Below are 25,366 nucleotides of genomic sequence, written 5' to 3'. Positions count from 1 at the left end.
TGCGCATTTGCCAGGCGACAGGCGTAAAAAAGGCCGCTCAATGCGGCCTTTTTGCTTTCAGATCTAATGCTTACGCGTAAACCGGGAAGCGTGCGCAGATATCCAGCACTTTCTGTTTGGTGCGCTCAATAACCGCTTCGTCATTGATGCTGTCCAGCACGTCACACATCCAGCCAGCCAGCTCTTTCACTTCCGCTTCTTTGAAGCCGCGACGAGTGACTGCCGGGCTGCCGATACGGATACCGGAAGTAACGAACGGGCTCTTCGGATCGTTCGGCACGCTGTTTTTGTTAACGGTGATGTTCGCACGACCCAGTGCAGCGTCTGCTTCTTTACCGGTCAGATTTTTGTCTACCAGATCCAGCAGGAACAGGTGGTTGTCCGTACCGCCGGAAACCACTTTGTAACCGCGGCTCAGGAACACTTCAACCATCGCTTTGGCGTTTTTCGCGACCTGCTGCTGGTAGGCTTTGAACTCTGGCTCCATCGCTTCTTTCAGCGCCACCGCTTTACCGGCGATCACGTGCATCAGCGGGCCGCCCTGGCCGCCAGGGAAGACGGCGGAGTTCAGTTTTTTGTACAGCTCTTCGCTACCGCCTTTCGCCAGGATCAGGCCGCCGCGCGGACCCGCCAGGGTTTTGTGCGTGGTGGTAGTCACAACGTGTGCATGAGGAACCGGGTTCGGATAAACGCCTGCGGCGACCAGGCCAGCAACGTGCGCCATATCGACGAACAGGTAAGCGCCGATGCTGTCGGCAATTTCACGCATTTTCGCCCAGTCAACCACGCCGGAGTAAGCAGAGAAGCCGCCGATGATCATTTTCGGTTTGTGCTTCTGCGCTTGTTCATTCAGATCGTTGTAATCGATATGGCCAGTTTCATCGATGCCGTAAGGTACGATGTTGTACAGCTTGCCGGAGAAGTTCACCGGAGAGCCGTGAGTCAGGTGGCCGCCGTGCGCCAGGTTCATACCCAGCACGGTGTCGCCCGGCTCCAGCAGAGAGGTGTAAACCGCGAAGTTCGCCTGCGAACCGGAGTGCGGCTGCACGTTAGCGTAATCGGCGCCAAACAGCTCTTTTGCACGATCGATAGCCAGTTGCTCAACGATATCCACATATTCGCAACCGCCGTAGTAGCGCTTGCCTGGATAGCCTTCAGCATATTTGTTCGTCAGCTGAGAACCCTGAGCCTGCATCACACGCGGGCTGGTGTAGTTTTCGGAGGCGATTAGTTCAATGTGCTCTTCCTGACGTACTTTTTCTTGCTCCATAGCCTGCCACAATTCGGCATCATAATCGGCAATGTTCATTTCACGCTTTAACATCCGCATCTCCTGACTCAGCTAACAAAACAACTCTTTTCGAAGGCCCAATTTGGGGAACGGCTCACAGTATAACTGATTAATAACCCGATAACAGGTCTTGACAAAGGTTTTTACGCAAACGTTTGGCTCCGCACCAGACAAGGGTTTGAGCGATAACGCCATCCGGCGAGAAAACGGATTTCTTTTCAGGTTTGTGATGCAAGTTATTCACGTTCAAATCCCTTTACATTGTCGGCTCTTTACAAGCCAGTGCGCCGCGCTATAAGATGCATTTAAAATACAACTTTAAAGATTAACCAAAAGGAAGTCCCCATGCTCGACGCCCAAACCATCGCAACGGTAAAAGCCACCCTTCCCCTGCTGGCCGCGACCGGCCCGAAACTGACCGCCCATTTTTATGACCGTATGTTTACACATAATCCGGAGCTGAAAGAGATCTTCAATATGAGCAACCAGCGCAACGGCGATCAGCGTGAAGCGCTGTTTAATGCCATTGCCGCATATGCCAGCAATATTGATAATCTCGCCGCCCTGCTGCCTGCGGTGGAAAAAATCGCCCAGAAACACACCAGCTTCCAGATCCAGCCAGAGCAGTACAACATCGTTGGCGCGCATCTGCTGGCAACGCTGGATGAGATGTTCAGCCCGGGCCAGGAAGTACTGGATGCCTGGGGAAAAGCCTACGGCGTGCTGGCGGGCGTCTTTATCAATCGCGAAGCGCAAATCTACAGCGAGCACGCCGAAAAAACCGGCGGCTGGCAAGGCACTCGCGCTTTCCGTCTGCGTGAGAAAATTTCGCAGAGCGCATTGATCACCAGTTTTGAATTTGAACCTGTCGATGGTCTGCCGGTTGCGGATTATCAGCCGGGGCAATATCTCGGCATCTGGCTGAAGCCGGAAGGTTTTGCCCACCAGGAGATTCGTCAGTATTCGCTGACCCGCCAGCCGAATGGCAAAACGTACCGCATCGCCGTGAAACGCGAAGCAGGCGGTCAGGTTTCCGAATGGCTGCACGACGAAGCCAAACCGGGCGATATCGTTCATCTGGCCGCGCCTGCCGGGGATTTCTTTATGGCTATTCCGGCCACTACGCCAGTAACGCTGATTTCTGCCGGTGTCGGCCAGACACCGATGCTGGCAATGCTGGATCACCTGGCCAAAACGCAGCATCGTGCGCAGGTTAACTGGTTCCACGCCGCGCTTGATGGTCAGGTTCATGCTTTTGCTGATGAAGTCAGCCAGCTTGGCGCTTCACTCAACGGTTTCTACCAGCATGTCTGGTATCAGCAGCCGCAGGCGGCCGATTGCGGTCGTTTTCACAGTGAAGGATTAATGGATTTAAGCGCGCTGGAAGGGAAATTTAGCGATCCGGAGATGCAATTTTATCTGTGCGGCCCGGTCGGGTTTATGCAGTTTGCCGCCCAACAGCTTGTGGCGCTCGGCATTGCCAAAGAGAAGATTCACTACGAATGCTTTGGCCCGCATAAGGTGTTGTAAGTAAGTTTCCCTCACCCCATGGGGTGAGGGAGAAACATCAAATCGCGGCGTCGTCTTCTTCGCCAGTACGGATGCGCACCACGCGCGCCACGTCAAAGACAAAGATTTTACCGTCACCGATTTTGCCAGTTTGCGCCGTGCGGATAATGGTATCCACACAGGTATCAACGATATCGTCAGTCACCACGATTTCAATTTTCACTTTTGGCAGAAAGTCCACCATATACTCGGCGCCGCGATAAAGTTCGGTGTGCCCTTTCTGACGACCAAAACCTTTCACTTCGGTCACTGTCATCCCGGTGATGCCGACTTCCGCCAGCGCTTCGCGCACATCATCCAGTTTGAAAGGTTTAATAATCGCATCAATTTTTTTCATGGTCTTTCCTTACACGCTCTTACCAGTCTGCTGCATCGTAATCGGTTGCTCACAGTAGCATAATCATTTCGCCATTACTCTTTAAAGTCATTGGCGTCCAGCTCATGCCGGGAGAGCAATTTGTAGAATTCGGTGCGGTTGCGCCCCGCCATACGGGCAGCATGTGTCACATTACCTTTGGTGATTTGCAGCAGCTTGCGCAGGTAGTTGAGTTCAAACTGGTTGCGCGCTTCAACAAAGGTCGGCAGCGCGGTGTTTTCACCTTCCAGCGCCTGCTCGACTAGCGCGTCGCTGATCACCGGCGATGAGGTCAGCGCCACGCATTGCTCAATCACGTTCACCAACTGGCGCACGTTACCAGGCCAGGAGGCGGTCATTAAGCGCTTCATCGCATCGGTAGAAAAGGCGCGCACAAAGGGTTTATGCCGATCCGCTGCCTGGCGCAGCAGGTGATTAGCCAGTAGAGGAATATCTTCCGCACGCTCGGCCAGCGCTGGCAGCTTGAGGCTTACCACATTCAGGCGATAGTAGAGATCTTCGCGGAATTCACCGCGCGCCATCGCTTTCGGCAAATCACGGTGCGTCGCCGAAATAATGCGTACATTAATATCAATATCGCGGTTGCTGCCGAGCGGACGCACTTTGCGCTCCTGCAACACACGTAACAGCTTGACCTGTAACGGGATCGGCATATCGCCAATCTCATCAAGAAACAGCGTACCGCCCTCTGCGGCCTGGAACAGACCTTCACGGCTGCTGACCGCGCCAGTGAACGCGCCGCGCGCGTGACCAAACAGCTCTGACTCCAGCAACTGCTCCGGCAGCGCGCCACAGTTAATGGCGATAAACGCGCTTTTGCTACGCGGGCTGGCATTGTGGATCGCCTGCGCCAGCACCTCTTTGCCGGTTCCGCTCTGGCCGTTAATCAGCACGCTCACATCCGATTGCGCCACCATACGCGCCTGCTCAAGCAGACGCAACATTAGCGGGCTGCGGGTGACAATGGTTTCGTGCCACCGATCGTCGCTGGCGGAACCGCTATGTTCCAGCGCATCATCGATGGCTTTATACAGCGCATCTTTATCCACCGGCTTGGTCAGGAAACTGAAAACGCCCTGCTGGGTGGCGGCCACGGCATCAGGGATCGAACCGTGCGCCGTCAGGATAATCACCGGCATTCCCGGCTGCACACGCTGGATTTCAGCAAAAAGCTGCATGCCATCCATCTCATCCATGCGCAAATCGCTGATCACCAGATCGACCTTTTCCCTCGCGAGAATGCGCAACCCTTCCTGTCCGCTTTCTGCGGTGACAACGCTGTAGCCTTCGCTGGTGAGGCGCAACCCCAGCAGTTTCAGCAATCCAGGATCGTCATCCACTAACAACAAGTGGGCAGGTTTACGGCTGGTCATGGTTTCACATCCTCCTGAGTCGCATCCGTTTTCGGCGTGTGAACATTATCGGGCAGATCGGTAGCAGCAGGTTTGCTACGCGTGGAAAGGCGGCGCTCAATATCAGTGAGAGTTTCCAGTTTGCGCGTGGTCGTTTCCAGTTGCTCGCGCAGGAACTGTTGTTGCTGTCGCAGGCTGTCCAGCTCGCTGTCGGTGGATTGCTGAAGTTTACCGTAGCGGCTGCTCTCATCGGCGAGCTGCAATTTCGAGGCTTCGCCGTCGCGCCAGAGCTGGAAGATCGGACGAACCTGCGCCGGGATAACCGGGCTTAAGGCATCCAGCTTGTCGTTATACTCCCGACGTTCCAGCGGCGAAATCTTCGCGCTGGAGAGCAAAATACCGCGCCGGAAAGTGGCCTGCCAGCTTTCATCAGACCATGAACGCGCTTCTGCACGCGCTGCCGCTGGCGCTAAACGCTGGGCGCAATCCATACTGCGCAGCCAGTAGAGTGGGTTATTGTCAACGTCCGGTCCCGATAACGACCAGATATCCTCACAGTCCGTTGCCAGAAAATCCGCCAGTTGATGATCGGGGAGTCTCACTTCCTGGTCGTCATGAATAGCGCTTTGCGGCTTCTGCGCCACGCAGCCCGCCAGTAACAGACAGGGAAGCGCACGAAGCCAGACGTTTTGCTGTGTAACCGCGTTAACCACGCGGGAAAAGAGATGCGACATACTCACCAGATATAGATTCATTAAATGGATTTTTCCGGCGTATTAAGCGGTAACTCAATACGGAAACAGACATCGGCTTTGCCGTCCGCCACCAGCTGCAGTTCACCCTGCATACGGCGGAGGCAATCTCTGGCGATACTTAACCCTAACCCGCTTCCTTTCACCGCCCCTTTCCTTTGGTGGCTTCCCTGGAAGAAAGGTTCAAAAATCATCTCTCGTTCGCTTTCAGGGATCGGCGTACCGGTATTTGCCACCTCAATACAAAGCCGGTTACCGGCTGTAAAACTGCGCAGATAAATGGTACCGGATTCAGCACCATAGTGCACCGCGTTGGAGTAAAGATTATCCAGCACGCTCATCAACAGCATCGGTTCGGCCAGGCAGCTTGCCGCATCCAGCGCGATCTCGGTATGCATCATTTTAGCTCGCGCTGGCAAACTGTGAGCGGAGATCACCATATCAATCAACGGTTCCAGCTCCACCTGTTCCAGTTCGACCGCGCCATCCGCCAGTTTGCGGTTGTAATCGAGCAGTTGTTCAATCAGCTTTTGCAGATTGCGACTGCTGGCATCGAGGATCTCCACCACCTCTTTCTGCTCTGCCGTCAGCGGCCCAACCACTTCATCAGCAAGCAGTTCCGTCCCTTCGCGCATGCTGGCGAGCGGCGTTTTAAGTTCATGGGAGAGATGGCGTAAAAATTGATGACGCTGGGATTCCAGCCAGGCCAGCCTTTCGCTGAGCCAGATAATGCGTTCGCCCACATAACGCAGTTCACGCGGCCCTTTAAACACCACGGAATGGCCCAGAGATCGCCCTTCTCCCAGCCGGTTGATCATGCGTTCGATTCCCTTCACCGGGCCGATGATCATGCGGGTAAACAGCAGCACCAGGCCAAGGCTTACCAGGAACAGCACCAGCGCCTGCCAGCCGAAAAATTGCCCTCGTTCAGCGATCTCCAGTTGCAGTTGCTGCCCGCGCGAGAACACCACTGCGCGGGTGGATTGCACCATATCCGTATTGGCGGCGGCAAAGGCTTCAAGCTGCGCGGAAGCCGCTGCCGACGGGCCGCTGTTTTTACACTGCAACTGGGCAAGATCGCTGAGATCCTGACGTAACGCCTGGTAGAGTTTGTCATCCGGCAGCACGCCAGCATGCGCATCAAGCATTTCGCTGTAGCGTTTACGCTGATTCTGGTAAACCCGCGCCAGCGTTGCATCATCCAGCACGCAATACTGGCGATAGCTGCGCTCCATTTCGAGCGCCGCATTGGTCATCGCTTCGCTACGACGTGCATCAATCAGCGTGGTGCGGTTGGTTTGCAGCGCCTGCGCGCTAAGCGCGTTCAGGCTTTGCCACGCCTGCCAGGCCAGAACCAGCAGCGGTAATAAAATCAGCAGGAACGCCATCATGACCAGTTGGCGCAGCGAGCGGGGAAAAACAGGCCAGCGTTTCAATGCAGTACTCTCACAGAAAAAGATACCGGAATGCTAACTGATTTAGTAAATGCCAGAAACAACAAAGCCGGGCTTTAACCCGGCTCTGTTTAAAAATTAGGCGGTGCCTAACTCGACGTTTCGCCCGATATCTGATAAAGCTACGCAATGATCAGCAGTTGGACGGCAGGCACCTTTAAGTGCGTCATTCTGAGTTTATGTAGCGCGTCCCGAAGGGGCTGACATAAGAAGGTGAATGAGCCACTGCCTGTTATTATGCATGTATTATGCCAATGTATAAATCATTATTTTAATATATTGATTATTAATGAATTTTTATCACCTGCCGGTAAAACAAAAATGTTTATCATTTCACCAACCTGTCGCTAATTAGCAACACCCATTCATCACCAAAAATAACTTATTAATAATCAATAGATTAAATGTCTCCTTTTAGAGACAGTAAGGAATATCTGTTGTCGGGAAATACCGACAGTTGAGCGGGCAAAAAAAAGCCCCCTTCCCGAAGGAAGAGGGCTTGTCTGCAACAGCCGATTAACCCAGTTGTTTACGGGCGTTGCGGAAGATGCGCATCCACGGGCTGTCCTCGCCCCAGTTTTCCGGGTGCCAGGAGTTGGAGACTGTACGGAACACGCGCTCCGGGTGCGGCATCATGATGGTTACGCGACCACTTTCGCTGGTTACCGCCGTAATACCGTTCGGCGAACCGTTCGGGTTAGCCGGGTAGGTTTCCGTCACTTTGCCGAAGTTATCGACATAACGCAGCGCCACCAGCCCTTTGCTCTCAAGCTGAGCCAGATGCGCCGCGTCACGCACTTCGACACGACCTTCACCGTGAGAAACCGCGATCGGCATTTGTGAACCAACCATGCCAGCCAGCAGCAGCGACGGGCTTTGCGTCACTTCAACCAGGCTGAAGCGCGCTTCAAAGCGATCGGAGTGGTTACGCACAAAGCGCGGCCACAGTTCGCTACCCGGGATCAGCTCACGCAGGTTAGACATCATCTGGCATCCGTTACATACGCCCAGCGCCAGCGTCTGTGGACGATGGAAGAAGGTTTCAAACTCATCGCGTACGCGGTCGTTGAACAGAATCGACTTCGCCCAGCCTTCGCCCGCGCCCAATACGTCACCGTAAGAGAAGCCACCGCACGCTACCAGCGCGTGGAAGTTTTCCAGTCCACTGCGCCCGGCCAGCAGATCGCTCATATGCACGTCGATAGCATCAAACCCGGCACGGTGGAAAGCGGCCGCCATCTCCACATGGGAGTTAACGCCCTGCTCACGCAGCACCGCCACTTTCGGACGCGCGCCGGTGGCAATAAACGGCGCAGCGATATCGGCATTGATATCGAACGACAGTTTTACGTTCAGGCCCGGATCGGCGTCATTCGCTTTCGCGTCATGCTCCTGATCCGCACATTCCGGGTTGTCGCGCAGGCGCTGCATCTGCCAGGTGGTTTCTGCCCACCACATACGCAGCGTGGTTCGGCTTTCGCTGAACACCGGCTGGCCGTTCGCCTCGATAACAAAGCGGTCACCGGAAACGGCGCGGCCGAGATAATGAACATTGTCACCCAGACCGTAGGCCGACAGTACGCTTTCCACCGCCTCACGATCGGCGGCACGTACCTGAATCACCGCGCCCAGCTCTTCGTTAAACAGCGCCGCCAGACGATCGCTGCCCAGCGCCGCAATGTCAGCATTCACGCCGCAGTGGCCGGTAAAGGCCATTTCAGCCAGCGTGACCAGCAAACCGCCATCGGAACGGTCGTGATAAGCCAGCAGTTTCCGATCGGCCACCAGCGCCTGAATCGCATCATAGAAGCCTTTTAATTGCTCAACGTTACGCACATCCGCAGGTTTGTCGCCCAGTTGACGGTAAACCTGCGCCAGCGCCGTCGCGCCCAGCGCGTTGTTGCCGTTGCCGAGATCGATCAGCAGCAAGGCGTTATCTTCCGTTGAAAGCTGCGGCGTCACCGTGTGGCGCACGTCTTCCACGCGGGCAAAGGCAGTGATCACCAGCGACAACGGCGAGGTCATCTCGCGCTGCTCGCTGCCTTCCTGCCAGCGGGTTTTCATCGACATGGAGTCTTTACCCACCGGAATGGTCAGCCCCAGCGCCGGGCAAAGCTCTTCACCAACGGCTTTTACCGCCGCATACAGGCCCGCGTCTTCACCCGGGTGACCGGCTGCCGCCATCCAGTTGGCGGAGAGTTTGATACGTTTAATATCGCCAATCTGCGTCGCCGCAATATTGGTTAATGCTTCACCCACCGCCAGGCGAGCGGAAGCAGCAAAGTCGAGTAGCGCAACCGGCGCACGTTCGCCCAGCGCCATCGCTTCGCCGTAGTAGCTGTCAAGACTGGCGGTGGTGACCGCGCAGTTAGCGACCGGCACCTGCCACGGGCCAACCATCTGATCGCGGGAAACCATACCGGTCACCGTACGGTCGCCAATGGTGACGAGGAAGGTTTTTTCCGCCACGGTCGGCAGATGCAGCACGCGGTTTACCGCATCAGCCACAGAGATGCTTTGCGTATTGAAGGCATCGCCGGTCGCCTGACGGGTTTCTACGTCACGCGTCATTTTCGGCGTTTTACCCAGCAGCACATCCAGCGGCATGTCGATCGGCTGGTTGTTAAAGTGCTTGTCATTCAGCGTCAGGTGCTGCGCTTCGGTGGCTTCACCGATTACCGCGTACGGCGCGCGTTCGCGGCGGCAAAGCTCGTCAAACAGCGCCAGTTGATCGGCGGCAACTGCCAGCACATAGCGCTCCTGCGATTCGTTACACCAGATTTCCAGCGGGCTCATGCCCGGCTCATCACTGAGGATATCACGCAGCTCGAAACGACCGCCGCGTCCGCCATCGCTCACCAGCTCCGGCATGGCGTTCGACAGACCGCCCGCGCCCACGTCGTGAATAAAGAGGATCGGGTTGGCATCGCCCAGCTGCCAGCAGCGGTCGATCACTTCCTGGCAACGACGCTCCATCTCCGGGTTGTCACGCTGTACGGAAGCAAAATCGAGATCCGCATCAGACTGGCCGGAGGCCATAGAAGACGCCGCGCCGCCGCCGAGACCGATGTTCATCGCCGGGCCACCCAGCACGATCAGTTTCGCGCCAACGGTGATCTCGCCTTTCTGTACGTGATCCGCGCGGATGTTACCGATCCCGCCCGCCAGCATGATCGGTTTGTGGTAGCCGCGCAGCTCTTCGCCGTTGTGGCTGTTTACTTTCTCTTCATAGGTACGGAAGTAACCATTCAGCGCCGGACGACCAAATTCGTTATTGAACGCTGCGCCGCCCAGCGGGCCGTCGGTCATAATATCCAGCGCAGTAACGATACGCTCTGGCTTACCAAAATCCTCTTCCCACGGCTGTTCAAAGCCCGGGATGCGCAGATTGGAAACGGAGAAGCCCACCAGCCCGGCTTTCGGTTTCGCGCCGCGACCGGTCGCACCTTCATCGCGGATTTCGCCGCCGGAACCGGTCGCCGCCCCTGGCCACGGTGAAATCGCCGTCGGGTGGTTATGGGTTTCCACTTTCATCAGGATATGTGCCGGTTCCTGATGGAAATCGTAACGGCCTTCCCCGCGATCGGCGAAGAAGCGCCCCACTTCCGAACCTTCCATGACCGCCGCGTTGTCTTTGTAGGCTGACAGCACGAAGTCCGGCGTTTGCTCGAAGGTGTTTTTAATCATTTTGAACAGCGACTTCGGCTGCTGCTTGCCATCAATCACCCAGTCGGCGTTGAAAATTTTGTGGCGGCAGTGCTCGGAGTTCGCCTGGGCAAACATATAGAGCTCGATGTCGTTCGGGTTACGCCCCAGACGGGTGAACGCATCCTGCAGATAATCGATTTCGTCTTCCGCCAGCGCCAGGCCAAGACGCAGGTTCGCGTCGATCAGCGCCTGGCGGCCTTCGCCAAGCAGATCAACGCTCTGCACCGGTGCCGGTTGATGGTGCTCAAACAGACGCGCAGCGTCCGCCTGCGAGGTGAACACACTCTCCATCATGCGGTCATGCAGTTCGGCGGCGACCTCATTCCACTGGGCATCGCTCAGACCCGCCGCGTCAACGTAATACGCCACGCCGCGCTCAAGGCGATTGATTTTATTCAGTCCGCAGTTGTGGGCGATATCGGTCGCTTTGGAAGACCAGGGAGAGATGGTGCCAGGACGAGGCGTGACGAGCAGTAATTTTCCGGTCGGCGTATGGCTGCCAAGGCTCGGGCCGTATTTCAGCAGGCGCTGGAGCCGTGCGTACTCTTCGTCAGTAAGGCTCTCATTCAGATCGGCAAAGTGGGCATACTCGGCATAAATATTACTGACCGGGAGGTTGGCCGCCTGAAAACGCGCCAGCAGTTTGTTGATACGGAAAGCGGACAATGCAGGCGAACCACGCAGAATTTCCATCATAAGTCTCTCGTCTTCGAAGCGTCAGGGACGCTTTAAGTGTGCACCAGGGGGAAAACGGGCGTCATTATAGAGAATAGTGCGCGGCGACGAAACCGTTTGCGTCGAAATAAACCACGTCTGATTTTTTAACAATAGCTGTCGCCGACTGCTCTAATTAGTTGCCAACTGGCGTTTTGTTGCGCAAAATGCCGCTCAATCACCGACAAACCCTGTTGTTACCACGGTAAAAAATATTCTGAAGCAAAGCACTGCGCAGAGAATTAACTAATTGAAAAAATTTAAGATTAATTATCTGCTCATCGGCATTGTCACCCTGCTGCTGGCAGCGGCCCTGTGGCCTTCCATTCCCTGGTTCGGTAAAGCCGACAATCGCATCGCGGCGATCAAAGCACGCGGGGAATTGCGCATCAGTACGCTTTCCAGTCCGCTGAGCTATGCCGTCATTGACGGGAAAACCTCCGGGCTGGATTACGATCTGGCACAGCATTTTGCCGATTACCTCGGCGTCAAACTGAAAGTGACCGTACGGCAGAACATCAGCCAGCTTTTCGACGATCTCGATAATGATGACGCCGATATGCTTGCTGCTGGCCTTGTCTATAACAGCGAACGAATCAAGAACTACCAGACCGGTCCGGTCTACTACTCGGTTTCGCAGCAACTGGTTTATCGGGTAGGCAGCTATCGTCCGCGCTCTCTGCAATCGATCACCGCCGATCAATTAACCATCGCCCCCGGCCACGTTGCGCTGGATGATCTGCGCGAACTTAAAGAGAAAAAGTACCCGGATTTAAGCTGGAAAGTGGACGAAAAACTGGGCACGACAGCGCTGTTAGAACAGGTTGTCGAGGGCAAACTGAGTTATACCGTGGCCGATTCAGTGGCAATCAGCCTGTTCCAGCGCGTTCATCCGGAACTGGCCGTCGCGCTGGATATCACCGATGAACAGCCGGTGACCTGGTTCAGCAAGCGTGACGACGATAATACGCTGTCAGCGGCGATGCTCGACTTCTTCAACAATATGAATGAAGACGGCACGCTCGCCCGGCTGGAAGAGAAATACCTCGGCCACGGCGACGATTTTGACTATGTGGATACGCGCACTTTCCTGCGCGCAGTGGACAGCGTATTGCCCGATCTTCAGCCGATCTTTGAAAAATACGCGCAGGAGATCGACTGGCGGTTGCTGGCGGCCATTTCTTACCAGGAGTCGCACTGGGATTCGCAGGCCACCTCGCCCACCGGCGTGCGCGGCCTGATGATGCTGACCAAAAACACGGCGCAGAGCCTTGGCTTAAGCGATCGTACCGATGCTGAACAAAGCATCAGCGGCGGCGCCCGTTATCTGCTGGATATGATGAGCAAAGTGCCGGATAGCGTGCCGCAGGATGAGAAAATCTGGTTTGCGCTGGCGGCCTACAATATGGGTTACGCGCATATGCTTGATGCCCGCGCGCTGACGGCGAAAACCAAAGGCAATCCCGATAGCTGGGCCGACGTCAAACAGCGGCTGCCGCTGCTGAGCCAGAAACCTTATTACAGTAAGCTGACTTACGGTTACGCCCGTGGTCATGAAGCTTATGCTTATGTGGAAAATATTCGTAAGTACGAAATTAGCCTGGTGGGTTATCTGCTGGAAAAAGAGAAAGTAGCCGCCAAAGCCCTGCAACTGGCGCAGAGTTATCCGGCAGTTTCGACAGATGAACTTAATCGCCCGGATTACGGCGTGATGCCCTTCAGCGCGCTGACGGCCAACGATGCCTTCCCGCGTAACCCGTTACTGGTGCCCGAAGCGCTGGTAAAAAATCCGCTTAAAGTCAATCGCTAGTTTTTCGGTCGGCGTGAATTGCCGGACGGCAGCTTCGCCTTATCCGGCCTGGAGATTTGGCGAGTCCGGCGGCGATTTCTTCAGCGCTTTTTTCTCTATCCGGCGCTGGCGGAAAAAGTCGCTCAGCATAGCCGCACACTCGTCGCGCAACACACCCTCTTCCATTTCAATCCGGTGATTCATACCCGGATGATGCAGCACATCCAACAGCGATCCCGCTGCGCCCGTTTTGGCATCGCGCGCGCCAAACACCAGCCGCCCGATGCGGCTATGCACCATGGCACCGGCGCACATCACGCACGGCTCCAGCGTGACATATAACGTAGTATCGATCAGACGATAATTTTGCAGCACCAGCCCGCCCTGGCGTAGCGCCATGATTTCAGCATGGGCGGTCGGATCGTGGCGGCCAATCGGCCGGTTCCAGCCTTCGCCGATCACCTGGTCGTTATAAACCAGTACCGCGCCAACGGGGACTTCGCCCTCATCCCAGGCTCGCTTTGCCAGCGTCAGCGCATAGCGCATCCAGTACTCGTGATTCAGTTCAGGGTTGGACAAAGGGAAGTACTCCAGTGATTCAGGCGGGGCGCATTATACACAGCGCCCCGGTCAGGCACTACTCCAGTTGTTGCAGCTCACCGCGCGGCGTAACGCGCCAGCGGTGCTGGCAGAAATAGAGTAGCGGGTTATCCTGCTTGCTATCGCTGTAGCCGCTGTACAGGCGCAGCGGCGTGCCGATTTTACGCTCTAACTGCGCAACCTTTTCATGGCCAAGGCAGCGCATTGTTAACACCCAGCCGCCGTTACGCCGTTTGATTTGGCTGGCAATCAGATTCACGCGCGGCAGCCAGGGGGTATCAAAATAGACCTGCTCCACCAGCGGCTGCGGCGAACCGGTAATCAGCCAGATATCCGCATCGGCTGCCGCAAGGTAGTTGGTCAGCCTTGCCTGGACAACCGGAAATGCCGTTACGTGCCCGCGAAACCAGGTGACAAATTTCTGCTGGAGCGCCAGCAAATGGCGCTCGCTGTGACCAAACGTGCATCCCCACAGCAGCAAGCTCATCGGCCAGCGCGCGGCACGCCCTCTGATCAATAATCCGCCGATAATCACCGGCAACAGCGGCAATACCAGTAAGGCATTAAGCGGGTGATGGCGCAGTAAATAGCGCAGAAATGTCCCGAACATATCCTGCTGATGCAGTGTGCCATCAAGGTCAAAAAAAACGACGCGGCGCTCAGTGGTAGCCAAATGTTATCCCTCTGCCTGGTTTATCCCTGACCGCCAGCCTCCGGTTATGGCGATCACTCTTTCATAGCCTAACAGATAGAACCTCACATTTCCGGTAACGGCCGCCTCTGATAATAAGCAGATGCTGTTGTGCTCCGCACTGCCAGCACACAACCATAACCCACAGCCACAATGACGATATCTCATCCACGCGCTGTGATCGGCCTGATCCTGGTCAAAAGCTGGTCATTGATATTTTGTATCAATAGAATTTTTAATTCATAATTATATGCTATTAATGGAATATTAAATTCTTTCGCCCGCTTAGCCTGGTGCGGCCACAGCGGCTGATGATACCTCCCGGAGACGTTATGAACTGTTTGATCCGCATTCGCCAGCGTTACCCTGGCCTGGCGCAGAGCGATAAAAAACTGGCGGAATTTCTGCTGGAAAACCCTGATCGCGCACGCCATTTAAGCTCACAACAACTGGCCGCTGAAGCGGGCGTCAGCCAGTCGAGCGTGGTGAAATTCGCGCAGAAGATGGATTTTAAAGGTTTCCCGGCGATGAAGCTGGCGATCAGCGAAGCGCTGGCCAGCAATCCGAACCCCTACTCGATTCCGGTACATAACAAAATTCGCGGCGACGATCCGCTGCGGGTCGTTGGGGAAAAGCTGATCAATGAGTATCAAAGCGCCATGCATGCCTCGCTGGATGTCAACAGCGAAGAGAAGCTGCTGGAAAGTGTACGCCTGCTGCGCGACGCGCGGCGCATTATCCTGACGGGGATTGGCGCATCCGGGCTGGTTGCACGCAACTTCGGCTGGAAGCTGATGAAAATCGGCATTAACGCCGTCGTCGAGCAGGATATGCACGCCCTGCTGGCGACCGTACAGGCCATGGAGCCAGGCGATCTACTGCTGCCAGTTTCCTATACCGGTGAACGGCGGGAGATCAATATGGCCGTAGATGAGACGCTGCGCGTGGGCGGTAAAGTTCTGGCGATTACCGGTTTTACGCCTAACGCGCTGCAACAACGCGCGACGCATTGCCTCTATACCATTGCCGAAGAGCAGGCGACGCGCAGCGCGGCGATCTCCTCCACCAGCGCGCAAATGATGCTGACGGATTTACTGTTTATGGCGCTGGTGCAGCAGGATCTGGAGCATGCGCCGGAGCGTATTCGCCACAGCGAGGAGCTGGTAAAAAAACTGGTTTGAACAGGGAATGATCGTATAATGCCCGCCCTGTTCGTGATGTTTCTGAGATTTTCCTGATGGCGCTGTTAATTACCAAAAAATGCATCAATTGCGATATGTGCGAACCGGAATGCCCGAACGAGGCGATTTCGATGGGCGACAGCATTTATGAAATTAACAGCGACCGTTGTACTGAGTGTGTCGGACACTATGAAACCCCGACCTGCCAGAAAGTGTGCCCGATCCCCAATACGATCCTCAAAGATCCCGCGCATGTGGAAAGCGAAGAACAACTGTGGGACAAGTTTGTCCTGATGCACCACGCCGATAAAATCTAGTTCTCGATAATCACCGTCGCGCAAGCGTAGTGGCGCTCATCCGCCAGCGTCACGTGCATACTGCGTACACCCATTCTTTCCGCCATACGCTGCGCCTCTTCCCATAAACGCAGGCTCGGTTTGCCCAGTTCGTCATTAAAGACTTCGAACTGATTAAATGCCAGCCCGTTGCGGATCCCCGTGCCCAATGCTTTCGCTGCTGCTTCTTTCACAGCAAAGCGTTTTGCCAGGAAGCGAACCGGCTGCTGATGCGCCTGATAGATTTCCCACTCATTCGCGCTCAGCACCCGTCTGGCAAGGCGATCGCCGCTACGGGCGATCACCGCTTCGATGCGGGCTATCTCAACGATATCCGTACCAATTCCCAGAATCGCCATTAGCCGCGCGCTTCCAGCATCAGGCGTTTCATTTCGGCCACCGCCTCTTTCAGACCGCTCATTACCGCGCGGCCGATAATCGCATGGCCGATATTCAGCTCGTGCATCTCCGGCAGTGCAGCAATCGCTTTCACATTGTGGTACGTCAAACCGTGACCAGCATTCACTTTCAGCCCCAGGCTCGCAGCATAGGTTGCCGCTTTGGCAATGCGTTCAAGTTCTTTTGCCTGTTCCGCATCGGTTTTGGCATCGGCATAGCAGCCGGTGTGGATCTCAATATAGGGCGCGCCAACCTCAGCGGCGGCTTTGATCTGTTCATCATCAGCATCGATAAACAGCGAAACAAGGATACCCGCAGCCGCCAGGCGCTGGCAGGCATCACGCATTTTCTCGCTCTGACCGGCAACGTCCAGCCCGCCTTCAGTGGTGACTTCCTGGCGTTTTTCCGGCACCAGGCAGCAGAAGTGCGGTTTAGTTTCACAGGCGATCGCCAGCATCTCTTCGGTGACCGCCATTTCCAGATTCATACGCGTGTGCAGGGTCTGGCGCAAAATGCGCACGTCGCGGTCGGTAATGTGACGGCGATCCTCACGCAGATGCACGGTGATGCCATCAGCACCCGCCTGCTCGGCAATAAACGCCGCCTGTACCGGATCCGGGTATGCGGTCCCGCGCGCATTACGCAGTGTGGCAATGTGATCAATATTGACGCCTAACAGTAATTCAGCCATGACAATCCTCGTATTTTTATGGGTTCCGGCGCGGTCTTCGCCCCGCCTGGCCTGTAATTTTTCCGCTATTGTTTGGGAACAAACTGCCGGAATAGCTCGCGGCTTTTCAGCGGTTTGCCACCAAGATACGGCTTTAACGCAATGCGGGTAAAGCGCTTTGCCGCGCGCAGGGTGTCAGCATCCGGAAACTCCCGCTCCGCCAGCGCGCGCAGATGTCGCCCGGTAAAAGTGCTGTTATCGATCACCACGCTGGCGATAAAGCCCTTCTCTTCACGGTAGCGGTAGGTCATTGCATCTTCCACCGGCTCGCCGCTGCCCGCGCAGTGGAGAAAATCCACGCCATAACCGAGATGGCCGAGCAGCGCCAGCTCAAAGCGGCGCAGGACAGGTTCCGGCGTGCCGGTTGCGCCAGCAAGCGCCTGGATACAGTGCAGATAATCAAAAAAGAGTTCTGAGAAGCGCGTCTCGTGCTCCAGCACTCTGGAGATGAGTTCGTTGACGTAGAGACCGCTGTAGAGCGTGATACCGCTCAGCGGCAGCGCCAGTGATACCGCTTCTGCGCTGCGCAGGGTTTTAACTTCACCGCGCCCGCTAAAGCGAACCAGCAGAGGGGTAAAAGGCTGCAAAGCGCCTTTCAGACTGGAGCGTTTCGAACGTGCACCTTTGGCGACAAGGCGCACACGGCCTGACTCTTCCGTGAAGACGTCCAGCATCAGGCTGGTTTCGCTCCAGGGGCGACTATGCAGAACAAATGCGCGCTGCCAGCCTTCCATGATGTTATGTCCGGCGTTCAGGTTGCAGATGCGCAAGCCAGCCGCTGACTTCAAGACTTACGGCCTGGCCGCCTGCCTGCAACCCGAAATTCATCGAGATGGCACGCTTAGAGATCGTCTACATAACCGAGACTGCGCAGGGCGCGCTCGTCATCGGCCCAGCCGGATTTCACTTTCACCCACAGTTCGAGGTGAACTTTGGCTTCGAACATCTCTTCCATATCTTTACGGGCTTCGATACCGATGGTCTTAATTTTGGAACCTTTGTTACCAATCACCATCTTCTTCTGCCCTTCGCGCTCAACCAGGATCAACCCGTTGATGTCGTAACCGCCGCGTTCATTGGTGACGAACTGTTCGATCTCCACGGTTACCGAGTAAGGTAACTCGGCGCCGAGGAAACGCATCAGTTTTTCACGGATGATCTCAGAAGCCATAAAGCGCTGGGAACGATCGGTCACGTAATCTTCCGGGAAGTGATGAATCGCTTCCGGCAGATGCTTACGCACGATGCTGGCGATGGTATCGACGTTGGTGCCGGTTTCCGCAGAGAGCGGCACGATATCGAGGAAATTCATCTGGCTTGCCAGGAATTGCAGGTGCGGCAGCAGATCCGCTTTTTCCTGCACGTTGTCAACTTTGTTGACCGCGAGGATCACCGGCACTTTACTGTCACGCAGTTTGTTGAGCACCATTTCGTCGTCCGGCGTCCATTTGGTGCCTTCGACAACAAAAATCACCAGCTCAACATCACCGATAGAACTGCTGGCCGCTTTGTTCATCAGGCGGTTAATGGCGCGTTTCTCTTCCATATGCAGCCCGGGGGTATCGACGTAGATCGCCTGATATTCCCCTTCGGTATGGATGCCGACGATACGGTGACGCGTGGTCTGCGCTTTGCGGGAAGTGATCGAAATCTTCTGCCCAAGCAGCTTGTTCAGAAGAGTGGATTTGCCGACGTTAGGACGCCCAACGATAGCGATAAACCCGCAGTAGCTTTTTTCAGTTTCAGTGCTCATTCCAACTCCAGTTTTTTCAGCGCCTGTTCGGCGGCAGCTTGTTCCGCCTTGCGACGGCTGGAACCCGTGCCAACCACCGGTTCACTCAGGCCGCTGACCTGGCAGTGGATAGTAAATTCCTGATCGTGCGCTTCGCCACGCACCTGCACTACCAGATAGGAAGGCAGCGGCAGATGGCGACCCTGCAAAAACTCCTGCAGGCGCGTTTTCGGATCTTTTTGTTTATCGCCAGGACTGATTTCGTCCAGACGCGTCTGATACCAGCTCAGGATTAATTGTTCGACGGTCTGGATATTGCTATCGAGAAATACTCCGCCAATTAATGCCTCAACGGTGTCCGCCAGAATAGATTCACGGCGAAAACCGCCGCTTTTCAATTCACCCGGCCCTAAACGCAGACATTCACCCAGTTCAAATTCGCGGGCGATTTCCGCCAGCGTATTTCCGCGCACCAGCGTCGCACGCATACGGCTCATATCACCTTCATCCACGCGCGGGAAACGATGATAAAGCGCATTTGCAATCACAAAACTTAAAATAGAGTCGCCGAGAAATTCGAGACGCTCATTATGTTTGCTACTGGCGCTGCGGTGGGTTAATGCCTGCTGCAACAGATCCTGATGTTGAAAAGTGTAGCCCAGCTTCCGCTGAAGCCGATTAATTACGATGGGATTCATGCGATACCAATAAATAAATGCGTCAACAATGCAGCACACGAAACCGACCTGAAAACAAACCAACGCGGTTTCGTGTGCCGTGGCTCTTGTGGGAACCAGTCCTAACTTCGGGGGAATATTCTATACGCAACGACCGGGGTTGTCGTTAGTCAGATGGGAATAATCTTGGAAATAATTCGGGGCGCAAGCGTAATGATTGCGCCCCGGCTAATTAATGAATTCCGCCGATACGATTCAGGCGTATGCCTGTCGGCCATTCACCTTCTTGTTTCTCGAAGCTCATCCAGATTGCCGTGGCCCGGCCCACCAGATTTTGCTCCGGTACAAAGCCCCAGTAACGGCTGTCCGCGCTGTTGTCACGGTTGTCGCCCATCATGAAGTAGTGACCCGGCGGCACAACCCACGTAGCCAGCGGCTGGTTCGACTGGCGATAGTAGATCCCCAGTTGATCCTGCGCAATAGGCACGGTCAGAATGCGGTGCGTCACATCACCCAGCGTCTCTTTACGTTCGGCCAGACGCACGCCGTCGTCCATACTCTGCCCTTTCGGCATCTGGTAGAAACCGCTGCTCGCTTCACCGCCGGTACGACGGCCGAAAGTCTGCACAAAATCGCTCTCTTCCACATTGCTGTAAGTGATCGGCAGCGCGCTGCCGCATGCCTGGCCAGAGCTACAATTCGGCTGCACGGTAACCTGTTTGCTCACCGGATCGTACGTGACTTTATCGCCCGGAAGGCCAACTACACGCTTGATGTAGTCAAGACGCGGATCGTCCGGGTATTTAAATACAGCAATATCGCCGCGTTTCGGATGACCGGTTTCGATCAGCGTTTTCTGGTAGATCGGATCTTTAATGCCATAGGCAAATTTCTCCACCAGAATAAAATCGCCAATCAGCAACGTCGGCATCATCGAACCTGACGGGATCTGGAACGGTTCGTAAATAAACGAACGCACGACCAGAACAATCGCCAGCACCGGGAATACAGAAGCGCCCGTTTCCAGCCAGCCCGGTTTCGGGCCGATTTTCTTCAGCGTTTTCGCATCCAGCGCATCACCTGTCGCAGCCTGCGCGGCGGCCTGACGTTCCCGGCGTTTCGGTGCAAAAATAAACTTATCAAGGCACCATAAAATTCCCGTCACCAGCGTCGCGATCACCAGTATCAGGGCAAACATGTTCGCCATGCCAACTCCTTTAGGTTATTTGCTCTCTTTGCCTACGTGCAGAATGGCAAGGAACGCTTCCTGCGGCAGTTCGACGTTACCGACCTGCTTCATACGTTTCTTACCTTCTTTCTGTTTCTGCAGCAGCTTTTTCTTACGGCTGACGTCACCGCCATAGCATTTTGCCAGTACGTTTTTACGCAGCTGTTTCACGGTTGAGCGGGCAATAATGTGGTTGCCAATCGCCGCCTGAATCGCGATATCAAACTGCTGGCGCGGGATCAGCTCTTTCATCTTCTCCACCAGCTCGCGGCCACGGTACGGCGCGTTATCGTTGTGGGTGATCAGCGCCAGCGCATCAACACGCTCGCCGTTAATCAGCACGTCCACACGTACCATGTTTGAAGCCTGGAAACGTTTGAAGTTGTAGTCCAGCGACGCATAACCGCGTGAGGTCGACTTCAGACGATCGAAGAAGTCCAGCACGACTTCCGCCATCGGAATTTCATAGGTCAGCGCCACCTGGTTACCGTGGTAAACCATGTTGGTCTGTACGCCGCGTTTTTCGACGCACAGGGTAATGACGTTGCCCAGGTATTCCTGCGGTAGCAGCATATGACATTCGGCGATCGGCTCGCGCAGTTCGTCGATATTGTTCAGCGGCGGCAGCTTGGAAGGGCTGTCGACGTAAACCACTTCTTTGTTGGTGGTCAGCACTTCGTAGACTACGGTCGGCGCCGTGGTGATCAGATCCAGATCGTATTCACGCTCCAGACGTTCCTGAATGATCTCCATGTGCAGCAGACCGAGGAAGCCGCAGCGGAAGCCAAAGCCCAGCGCAGTGGAACTTTCCGGCTCATAGAACAGCGAAGCATCGTTCAGGCTCAGCTTACCGAGCGCGTCACGGAAGTTTTCATAATCGTCGGAACTGACCGGGAACAGACCCGCATAAACCTGCGGTTTCACCTTTTTAAAGCCTGGTAGCGCTTTGTCTGCCGGGTTACGGGCTGTGGTCAGGGTATCGCCGACCGGCGCGCCGAGAATGTCTTTAATTGCGCAGACCAGCCAGCCTACTTCGCCGCATTTCAGTCCGTTACGGTCAATTTGTTTCGGCGTGAAAATACCGAGGCGGTCAGCGTTGTAGACCTGCCCGGTGCTCATCACCTTAATTTTGTCGCCTTTGCGCATGGTGCCGTTTTTGATACGCACCAGGGAAACCACGCCGAGGTAGTTATCGAACCAGGAGTCGATGATCAGCGCCTGCAATGGCGCATCCGGATCGCCTTCCGGCGGCGGAATGTCGCGTACCAGGCGTTCCAGAACGTCCGGTACACCGACGCCAGTTTTCGCCGAGCAGCGCACCGCATCGGTAGCGTCGATGCCGACGATGTCTTCAATCTCTTCCGCAACACGTTCAGGATCGGCAGCCGGCAGGTCGATCTTGTTCAGTACCGGCACCACTTCGAGATCCATTTCAATGGCGGTATAGCAGTTCGCCAGCGTCTGCGCTTCCACGCCCTGCCCGGCATCCACTACCAGCAGTGCCCCTTCACAGGCAGCCAGCGAGCGGGAAACCTCATAGGAGAAGTCAACGTGACCCGGGGTATCGATAAAGTTGAGCTGGTAGATTTCGCCATTGTTAGCTTTGTAATCCAGCGTCACGCTTTGCGCTTTGATAGTAATGCCGCGCTCGCGCTCAAGATCCATCGAATCAAGAACCTGGGCTTCCATTTCGCGATCGGAAAGACCACCGCAAATCTGGATGATACGGTCAGACAGCGTCGACTTACCGTGGTCGATGTGAGCGATGATCGAAAAGTTACGAATATTCTTCATAGAGTGAGATTTTATGCCTTACGAGTAGCTAAGAGGCCTGTTCGCGCCTGACGTCAAATGTACTGAAACGCCGCATTCTACACTACAACCACAATGCGGGGAAATGCCAGAAAGTGACGCCATTACCGCAAGGCGAAAAGGGAAATTACGGACGATTTTCAGCAGTTGTGCTATCGACGCGAATCATCTCTGGCGGCAAGCCAACGCTCAGGATCACTGGCTGCCATTCACTGCGGGTAGCCAGCTTTGGCGACAGCCCGCGCGCGAGTAAAAAGCCGCCAACCCCACCCAGCACCGCGCCGCACAACGCCGCGATATCGGCGGCAAACAGCGACTGGAAAATGGCGCCCATAGCAAACAACCCCACCAGCGGCGACATATAGACCAGCATTGCGGAGCTCAGCAGACTGGCTTCAGCAATTCCCAGTTCCACTTTTTGCCCCGCCACCAGAGGTTGTTCGCAAGGAACAGCAATGGTGTGCGTTGTTTGCGGCCCCAGTTTATTCAGCACACGGCTACCGCAACCTGCACGGGAAGCGCAGCTGCTACAGGATGCTTTGACATCACATTCGACCAGCGCGTTACCATTTTGCCAGGAAACGACGGTCGCCCACTCTTTAATCATTGTGCGGCCTTGAATTTGAGGCTGTCCGCAATACGTTTTGCGGTTTGCGGTGGCAGTTCGCCGACAACGGTGATTTCCGCGTTATCGCGAACCGTGGTCATCACGGTGCGTCGACCGGTGCGCAGTAACTGCTCGGCGCTGTTCTGATTAGCCGGGCTAATGTTAACCGAGAAGCTGAATAACCCATCAGAATAGAGACGCGATTCAACCGGCATCTCAAGCGTTGGCAATTTACGGCGGCTGCTGGCGACTTGCTCAAAGCCCTGCGGCACCCAGGATGGCATCCAGTTGAAATCCACATTATCGCCAGCCGGTAATGACAGCAGCGGCGGCAGACTGGCTTTTGCCAGCGTCTGCATATTACTGGCAACCTGACCATTGACCGAGAAGGCGATGACGCGGAACTGCTCAAGGGTTTCGCCATCGCGATCGAGCAGATCGACGCGCATTGGCAGATGCGTCTCTTCATCCATCCAGACGATATAGCTGTACCGGGTACCATCGCGCGCCACAACGCGGATCACTTCGCATAGCCTGTCAGCAATGCGCGTACGGCCTACGGAGATGAAGTCATAATAAGGGGAAAGACGTTTGAAATCGGTATAAACCAGTGACGGCAACGAATCGACAATATAGTTGCCGTTGAGCGTAAAGGGCTCAAGACCAGGCTCAAAGTAGCTGATCTCACTGCCCCGCTGCACCACTTCCCGACGCGGACCGTCCATCTGCAATAACTGTGCAAGCGGTTGGTCATTCAAACGCACATGACGGTAGCGTAAAGACTCTACTCCCTGCTTATTAATGCTGATAAAAGACAGTTCGTAGTTGAGTGACTGACTCGCCACATTCATTTGCTGTAACAACGCCCCGGATGAAACATCAGCCGAGGCGTTGACAGAGAAGAACAGGCCAGTAGCCACAAAAGACATGGCACACCAAAGTTGCTTCATTACTGCGATTGCGTTCCTAAAGTTTGATTTCCCGGCACCTGTACAGCGGCCTGCTGCGTTTGCGCCTGCTCAAACTGAAGCTGTTCGGAGTGCAGACGGCGTTGCAGTTCGTAATCCTGCAACATCGCATTAATGCGACGACGCTGTTCCTGCACCTGCTGTTGCTGACCGGCGCTTGCCGATGATGCATCAGAAGGAACACCCAAACTTACCGGACTGGCTTTACCCATCATCGGCAGCGTATTAAACACTGGCGCTTCGGGCTGTTGGGTTGATTCAGTTGAGCCATTATAGTGCTGGACACCAACAATAACAGCAAGTGATACGCATACCGCTACACCCATTTGGGTAAGCTGACTTGCCCACGGGCGAACCTTGTGCCAGAACGGCATCTTCTGCCATTGGTGCGGCGCAGGCTGCGCTTCGGGAATCAACGGCGTCGCAGTTTCAACGGCGTCGTTCTCAATCGCGGCCATCACGCGGGCGGAGATATCGAAATGGAGGAGATCGGCCGTATCACCGCGCATAGAGTCGCGAATCAGGTGATAGTTCTCCCAGGTTCTCTGCATTTCAGGATCGCGGGCCAGCTCTGCGAGCAGCTCGCTATCCAGCGTTTCACCATCCATTAAAGCGGAAAGTTGTTCTTTCTGCATGCCTAATACCTTTTTCAGTATCCCGCTATCGTCAACGCCTGATAAGCGGTTGAACTTTATTATCAATAGCTTCACGCGCACGGAAGATACGTGAACGCACTGTACCAACCGGGCAATCCATGATGACCGCAATCTCTTCGTAACTCAGGCCATCCAGCTCCCGCAACGTAATTGCCATGCGTAAATCTTCCGGGAGCGACTCAATGGTACGGAAAACTATTTGTCTCAGTTCTTCTGACAACATTAAGTTCTCAGGGTTCGAAATTTCTTTCAGTGCACCGCCACTTTCGAAGTTTTCTGCTTCAATAGCGTCCACATCACTGGATGGCGGCCTGCGCCCCTGGGCGACCAGATAATTTTTCGCTGTGTTAACAGCAATTCGGTATAGCCATGTATAAAAAGCACTATCTCCCCTGAACGAATCAAGCGCGCGATAGGCCTTTATAAATGATTCTTGTACGACATCAGGTACATCGCCCGAAGGGACATACCGGGAAACCAGACTCGCCACTTTATGCTGGTAGCGCACCACCAGTAAGTTAAACGCTTTCTGATCTCCTTTCTGGACCCTTTCGACAAGAACCTGATCCGTTAACTGCTCGCTCATCCGAGGTAAAATCTCCCCAAAACCAATTTCCACGCGTATCCAGAACGCCACTCCAATACTGCAATATGAGCAAGCAGCCAATTAGAGCCCAGGTTTACAGTAAAGTTCCGTTACGCCATTGTTTTTGTGTATCGTTCGCAAAAAATCATTATCACTCAT

General features: G+C 55.1%; 23 protein-coding genes. 4 read left to right on the top strand and 19 right to left on the bottom strand.

Annotated features, from left to right (window positions below; translation table 11 throughout):
• Positions 1-70 precede the first annotated feature (70 nt).
• Complete coding sequence (gene glyA / locus Y71_RS06890; protein ID WP_007370793.1) at positions 71-1,324, bottom strand: serine hydroxymethyltransferase; 1,254 nt, start codon at positions 1,322-1,324, stop codon at positions 71-73.
• A gap of 312 nt (positions 1,325-1,636) precedes the next feature.
• On the opposite strand from glyA, the gene hmpA reads away from it, so the two are divergent.
• Positions 1,637-2,821: an NO-inducible flavohemoprotein gene (hmpA, locus tag Y71_RS06885; protein WP_007370791.1), complete on the top strand. Its 1,185-nt coding sequence runs from the start codon at positions 1,637-1,639 to the stop codon at positions 2,819-2,821.
• A 37-nt stretch (positions 2,822-2,858) separates the two neighbouring features.
• Here the strand turns inward: hmpA and glnB are convergent, their stop codons facing one another.
• The 5 genes from glnB to purL form a co-directional block, all read right to left on the bottom strand.
• A complete protein-coding gene (gene glnB, locus Y71_RS06880) occupies positions 2,859-3,197 on the bottom strand; it encodes a nitrogen regulatory protein P-II (protein ID WP_002438074.1) in 339 nt (112 codons plus the stop codon).
• A gap of 74 nt (positions 3,198-3,271) precedes the next feature.
• The gene (gene glrR, locus Y71_RS06875; RefSeq protein WP_007370790.1) at positions 3,272-4,609 is read right to left on the bottom strand and encodes a two-component system response regulator GlrR; all 1,338 of its coding nucleotides are present in this window, start codon (positions 4,607-4,609) and stop codon (positions 3,272-3,274) included.
• Positions 4,606-5,343, bottom strand: a complete 738-nt coding sequence (gene qseG / locus Y71_RS06870) for a two-component system QseEF-associated lipoprotein QseG (RefSeq protein ID WP_007370789.1) — start codon at positions 5,341-5,343, stop codon at positions 4,606-4,608. The genes glrR and qseG overlap by 4 nt, the downstream gene beginning before the upstream one ends.
• A complete protein-coding gene (gene qseE, locus Y71_RS06865; RefSeq protein ID WP_007370788.1) occupies positions 5,343-6,776 on the bottom strand; it encodes a two component system sensor histidine kinase QseE/GlrK in 1,434 nt (477 codons plus the stop codon). The genes qseG and qseE overlap by 1 nt, the downstream gene beginning before the upstream one ends.
• Before the next feature lie 534 nt (positions 6,777-7,310).
• Entirely contained in the window at positions 7,311-11,198 is a 3,888-nt protein-coding gene (gene purL / locus Y71_RS06860) for a phosphoribosylformylglycinamidine synthase (protein ID WP_035942120.1), read from the bottom strand.
• 268 nt (positions 11,199-11,466) lie between these two features.
• On the opposite strand from purL, the gene mltF reads away from it, so the two are divergent.
• Complete coding sequence (gene mltF / locus Y71_RS06850; RefSeq protein ID WP_007370785.1) at positions 11,467-13,026, top strand: membrane-bound lytic murein transglycosylase MltF; 1,560 nt, start codon at positions 11,467-11,469, stop codon at positions 13,024-13,026.
• Between the two features lie 39 nt (positions 13,027-13,065).
• On the opposite strand, the gene tadA is transcribed toward mltF, so the two are convergent.
• Together tadA and yfhb are read right to left on the bottom strand one after the other, a co-directional pair.
• Positions 13,066-13,551 carry a tRNA adenosine(34) deaminase TadA gene (tadA, locus tag Y71_RS06845; RefSeq protein WP_234427138.1) on the bottom strand — a complete coding sequence of 162 codons (486 nt, stop codon included), beginning with the start codon at positions 13,549-13,551 and terminating at the stop codon, positions 13,066-13,068.
• Between the two features lie 91 nt (positions 13,552-13,642).
• Complete coding sequence (gene yfhb, locus Y71_RS06840) at positions 13,643-14,278, bottom strand: phosphatidylglycerophosphatase C (RefSeq protein ID WP_007370783.1); 636 nt, start codon at positions 14,276-14,278, stop codon at positions 13,643-13,645.
• Positions 14,279-14,628: 350 nt separating this feature from the next.
• Between yfhb and Y71_RS06835 the strand changes: the two genes are divergently transcribed.
• Both Y71_RS06835 and Y71_RS06830 read left to right on the top strand, forming a co-directional pair.
• Positions 14,629-15,477, top strand: a complete 849-nt coding sequence (locus Y71_RS06835) for a MurR/RpiR family transcriptional regulator (RefSeq protein WP_007370782.1) — start codon at positions 14,629-14,631, stop codon at positions 15,475-15,477.
• A gap of 56 nt (positions 15,478-15,533) precedes the next feature.
• Positions 15,534-15,794, top strand: coding sequence for a YfhL family 4Fe-4S dicluster ferredoxin (locus tag Y71_RS06830; RefSeq protein ID WP_007370781.1), 261 nt, complete (start codon positions 15,534-15,536; stop codon positions 15,792-15,794).
• On the opposite strand, the gene acpS is transcribed toward Y71_RS06830, so the two are convergent.
• From acpS to rpoE, 11 genes are all read right to left on the bottom strand, one after another.
• On the bottom strand, positions 15,791-16,171 hold the full coding sequence (gene acpS, locus Y71_RS06825; RefSeq protein WP_007370780.1) for a holo-ACP synthase: 381 nt from the start codon (positions 16,169-16,171) through the stop codon (positions 15,791-15,793). The two genes, Y71_RS06830 and acpS, sit on opposite strands and share 4 nt — an antisense overlap.
• Complete coding sequence (gene pdxJ, locus Y71_RS06820) at positions 16,171-16,902, bottom strand: pyridoxine 5'-phosphate synthase (RefSeq protein WP_007370779.1); 732 nt, start codon at positions 16,900-16,902, stop codon at positions 16,171-16,173. The genes acpS and pdxJ overlap by 1 nt, the downstream gene beginning before the upstream one ends.
• A 65-nt stretch (positions 16,903-16,967) precedes the next feature.
• The gene (recO, locus tag Y71_RS06815; RefSeq protein WP_007370778.1) at positions 16,968-17,675 is read right to left on the bottom strand and encodes a DNA repair protein RecO; all 708 of its coding nucleotides are present in this window, start codon (positions 17,673-17,675) and stop codon (positions 16,968-16,970) included.
• 107 nt (positions 17,676-17,782) lie between these two features.
• Entirely contained in the window at positions 17,783-18,694 is a 912-nt protein-coding gene (gene era / locus Y71_RS06810; RefSeq protein ID WP_007370777.1) for a GTPase Era, read from the bottom strand.
• Positions 18,691-19,371, bottom strand: coding sequence for a ribonuclease III (gene rnc, locus Y71_RS06805; RefSeq protein WP_007370776.1), 681 nt, complete (start codon positions 19,369-19,371; stop codon positions 18,691-18,693). Before rnc ends, era begins: the two co-directional genes overlap by 4 nt.
• A 211-nt stretch (positions 19,372-19,582) precedes the next feature.
• Positions 19,583-20,557, bottom strand: coding sequence for a signal peptidase I (gene lepB / locus Y71_RS06800; RefSeq protein WP_007370775.1), 975 nt, complete (start codon positions 20,555-20,557; stop codon positions 19,583-19,585).
• Positions 20,558-20,572: 15 nt separating this feature from the next.
• Complete coding sequence (gene lepA / locus Y71_RS06795; protein ID WP_007370774.1) at positions 20,573-22,372, bottom strand: translation elongation factor 4; 1,800 nt, start codon at positions 22,370-22,372, stop codon at positions 20,573-20,575.
• Between the two features lie 145 nt (positions 22,373-22,517).
• Positions 22,518-22,997 (bottom strand): SoxR-reducing system protein RseC, encoded by a 480-nt coding sequence (gene rseC, locus Y71_RS06790; protein ID WP_007370773.1) that lies wholly within the window; start codon positions 22,995-22,997, stop codon positions 22,518-22,520.
• Entirely contained in the window at positions 22,994-23,947 is a 954-nt protein-coding gene (rseB, locus tag Y71_RS06785) for a sigma-E factor regulatory protein RseB (RefSeq protein WP_035942118.1), read from the bottom strand. The genes rseC and rseB overlap by 4 nt, the downstream gene beginning before the upstream one ends.
• Positions 23,947-24,600: an anti-sigma-E factor RseA gene (gene rseA / locus Y71_RS06780; protein WP_007370771.1), complete on the bottom strand. Its 654-nt coding sequence runs from the start codon at positions 24,598-24,600 to the stop codon at positions 23,947-23,949. Before rseA ends, rseB begins: the two co-directional genes overlap by 1 nt.
• Before the next feature lie 31 nt (positions 24,601-24,631).
• Positions 24,632-25,207, bottom strand: a complete 576-nt coding sequence (gene rpoE, locus Y71_RS06775) for an RNA polymerase sigma factor RpoE (protein ID WP_007370770.1) — start codon at positions 25,205-25,207, stop codon at positions 24,632-24,634.
• Positions 25,208-25,366: the final 159 nt, after the last annotated feature.

Source organism: Kosakonia radicincitans DSM 16656, from assembly GCF_000280495.2.
Taxonomy (GTDB): domain Bacteria; phylum Pseudomonadota; class Gammaproteobacteria; order Enterobacterales; family Enterobacteriaceae; genus Kosakonia; species Kosakonia radicincitans.
This window is presented reverse-complemented; position numbering and strand designations above follow the sequence as displayed.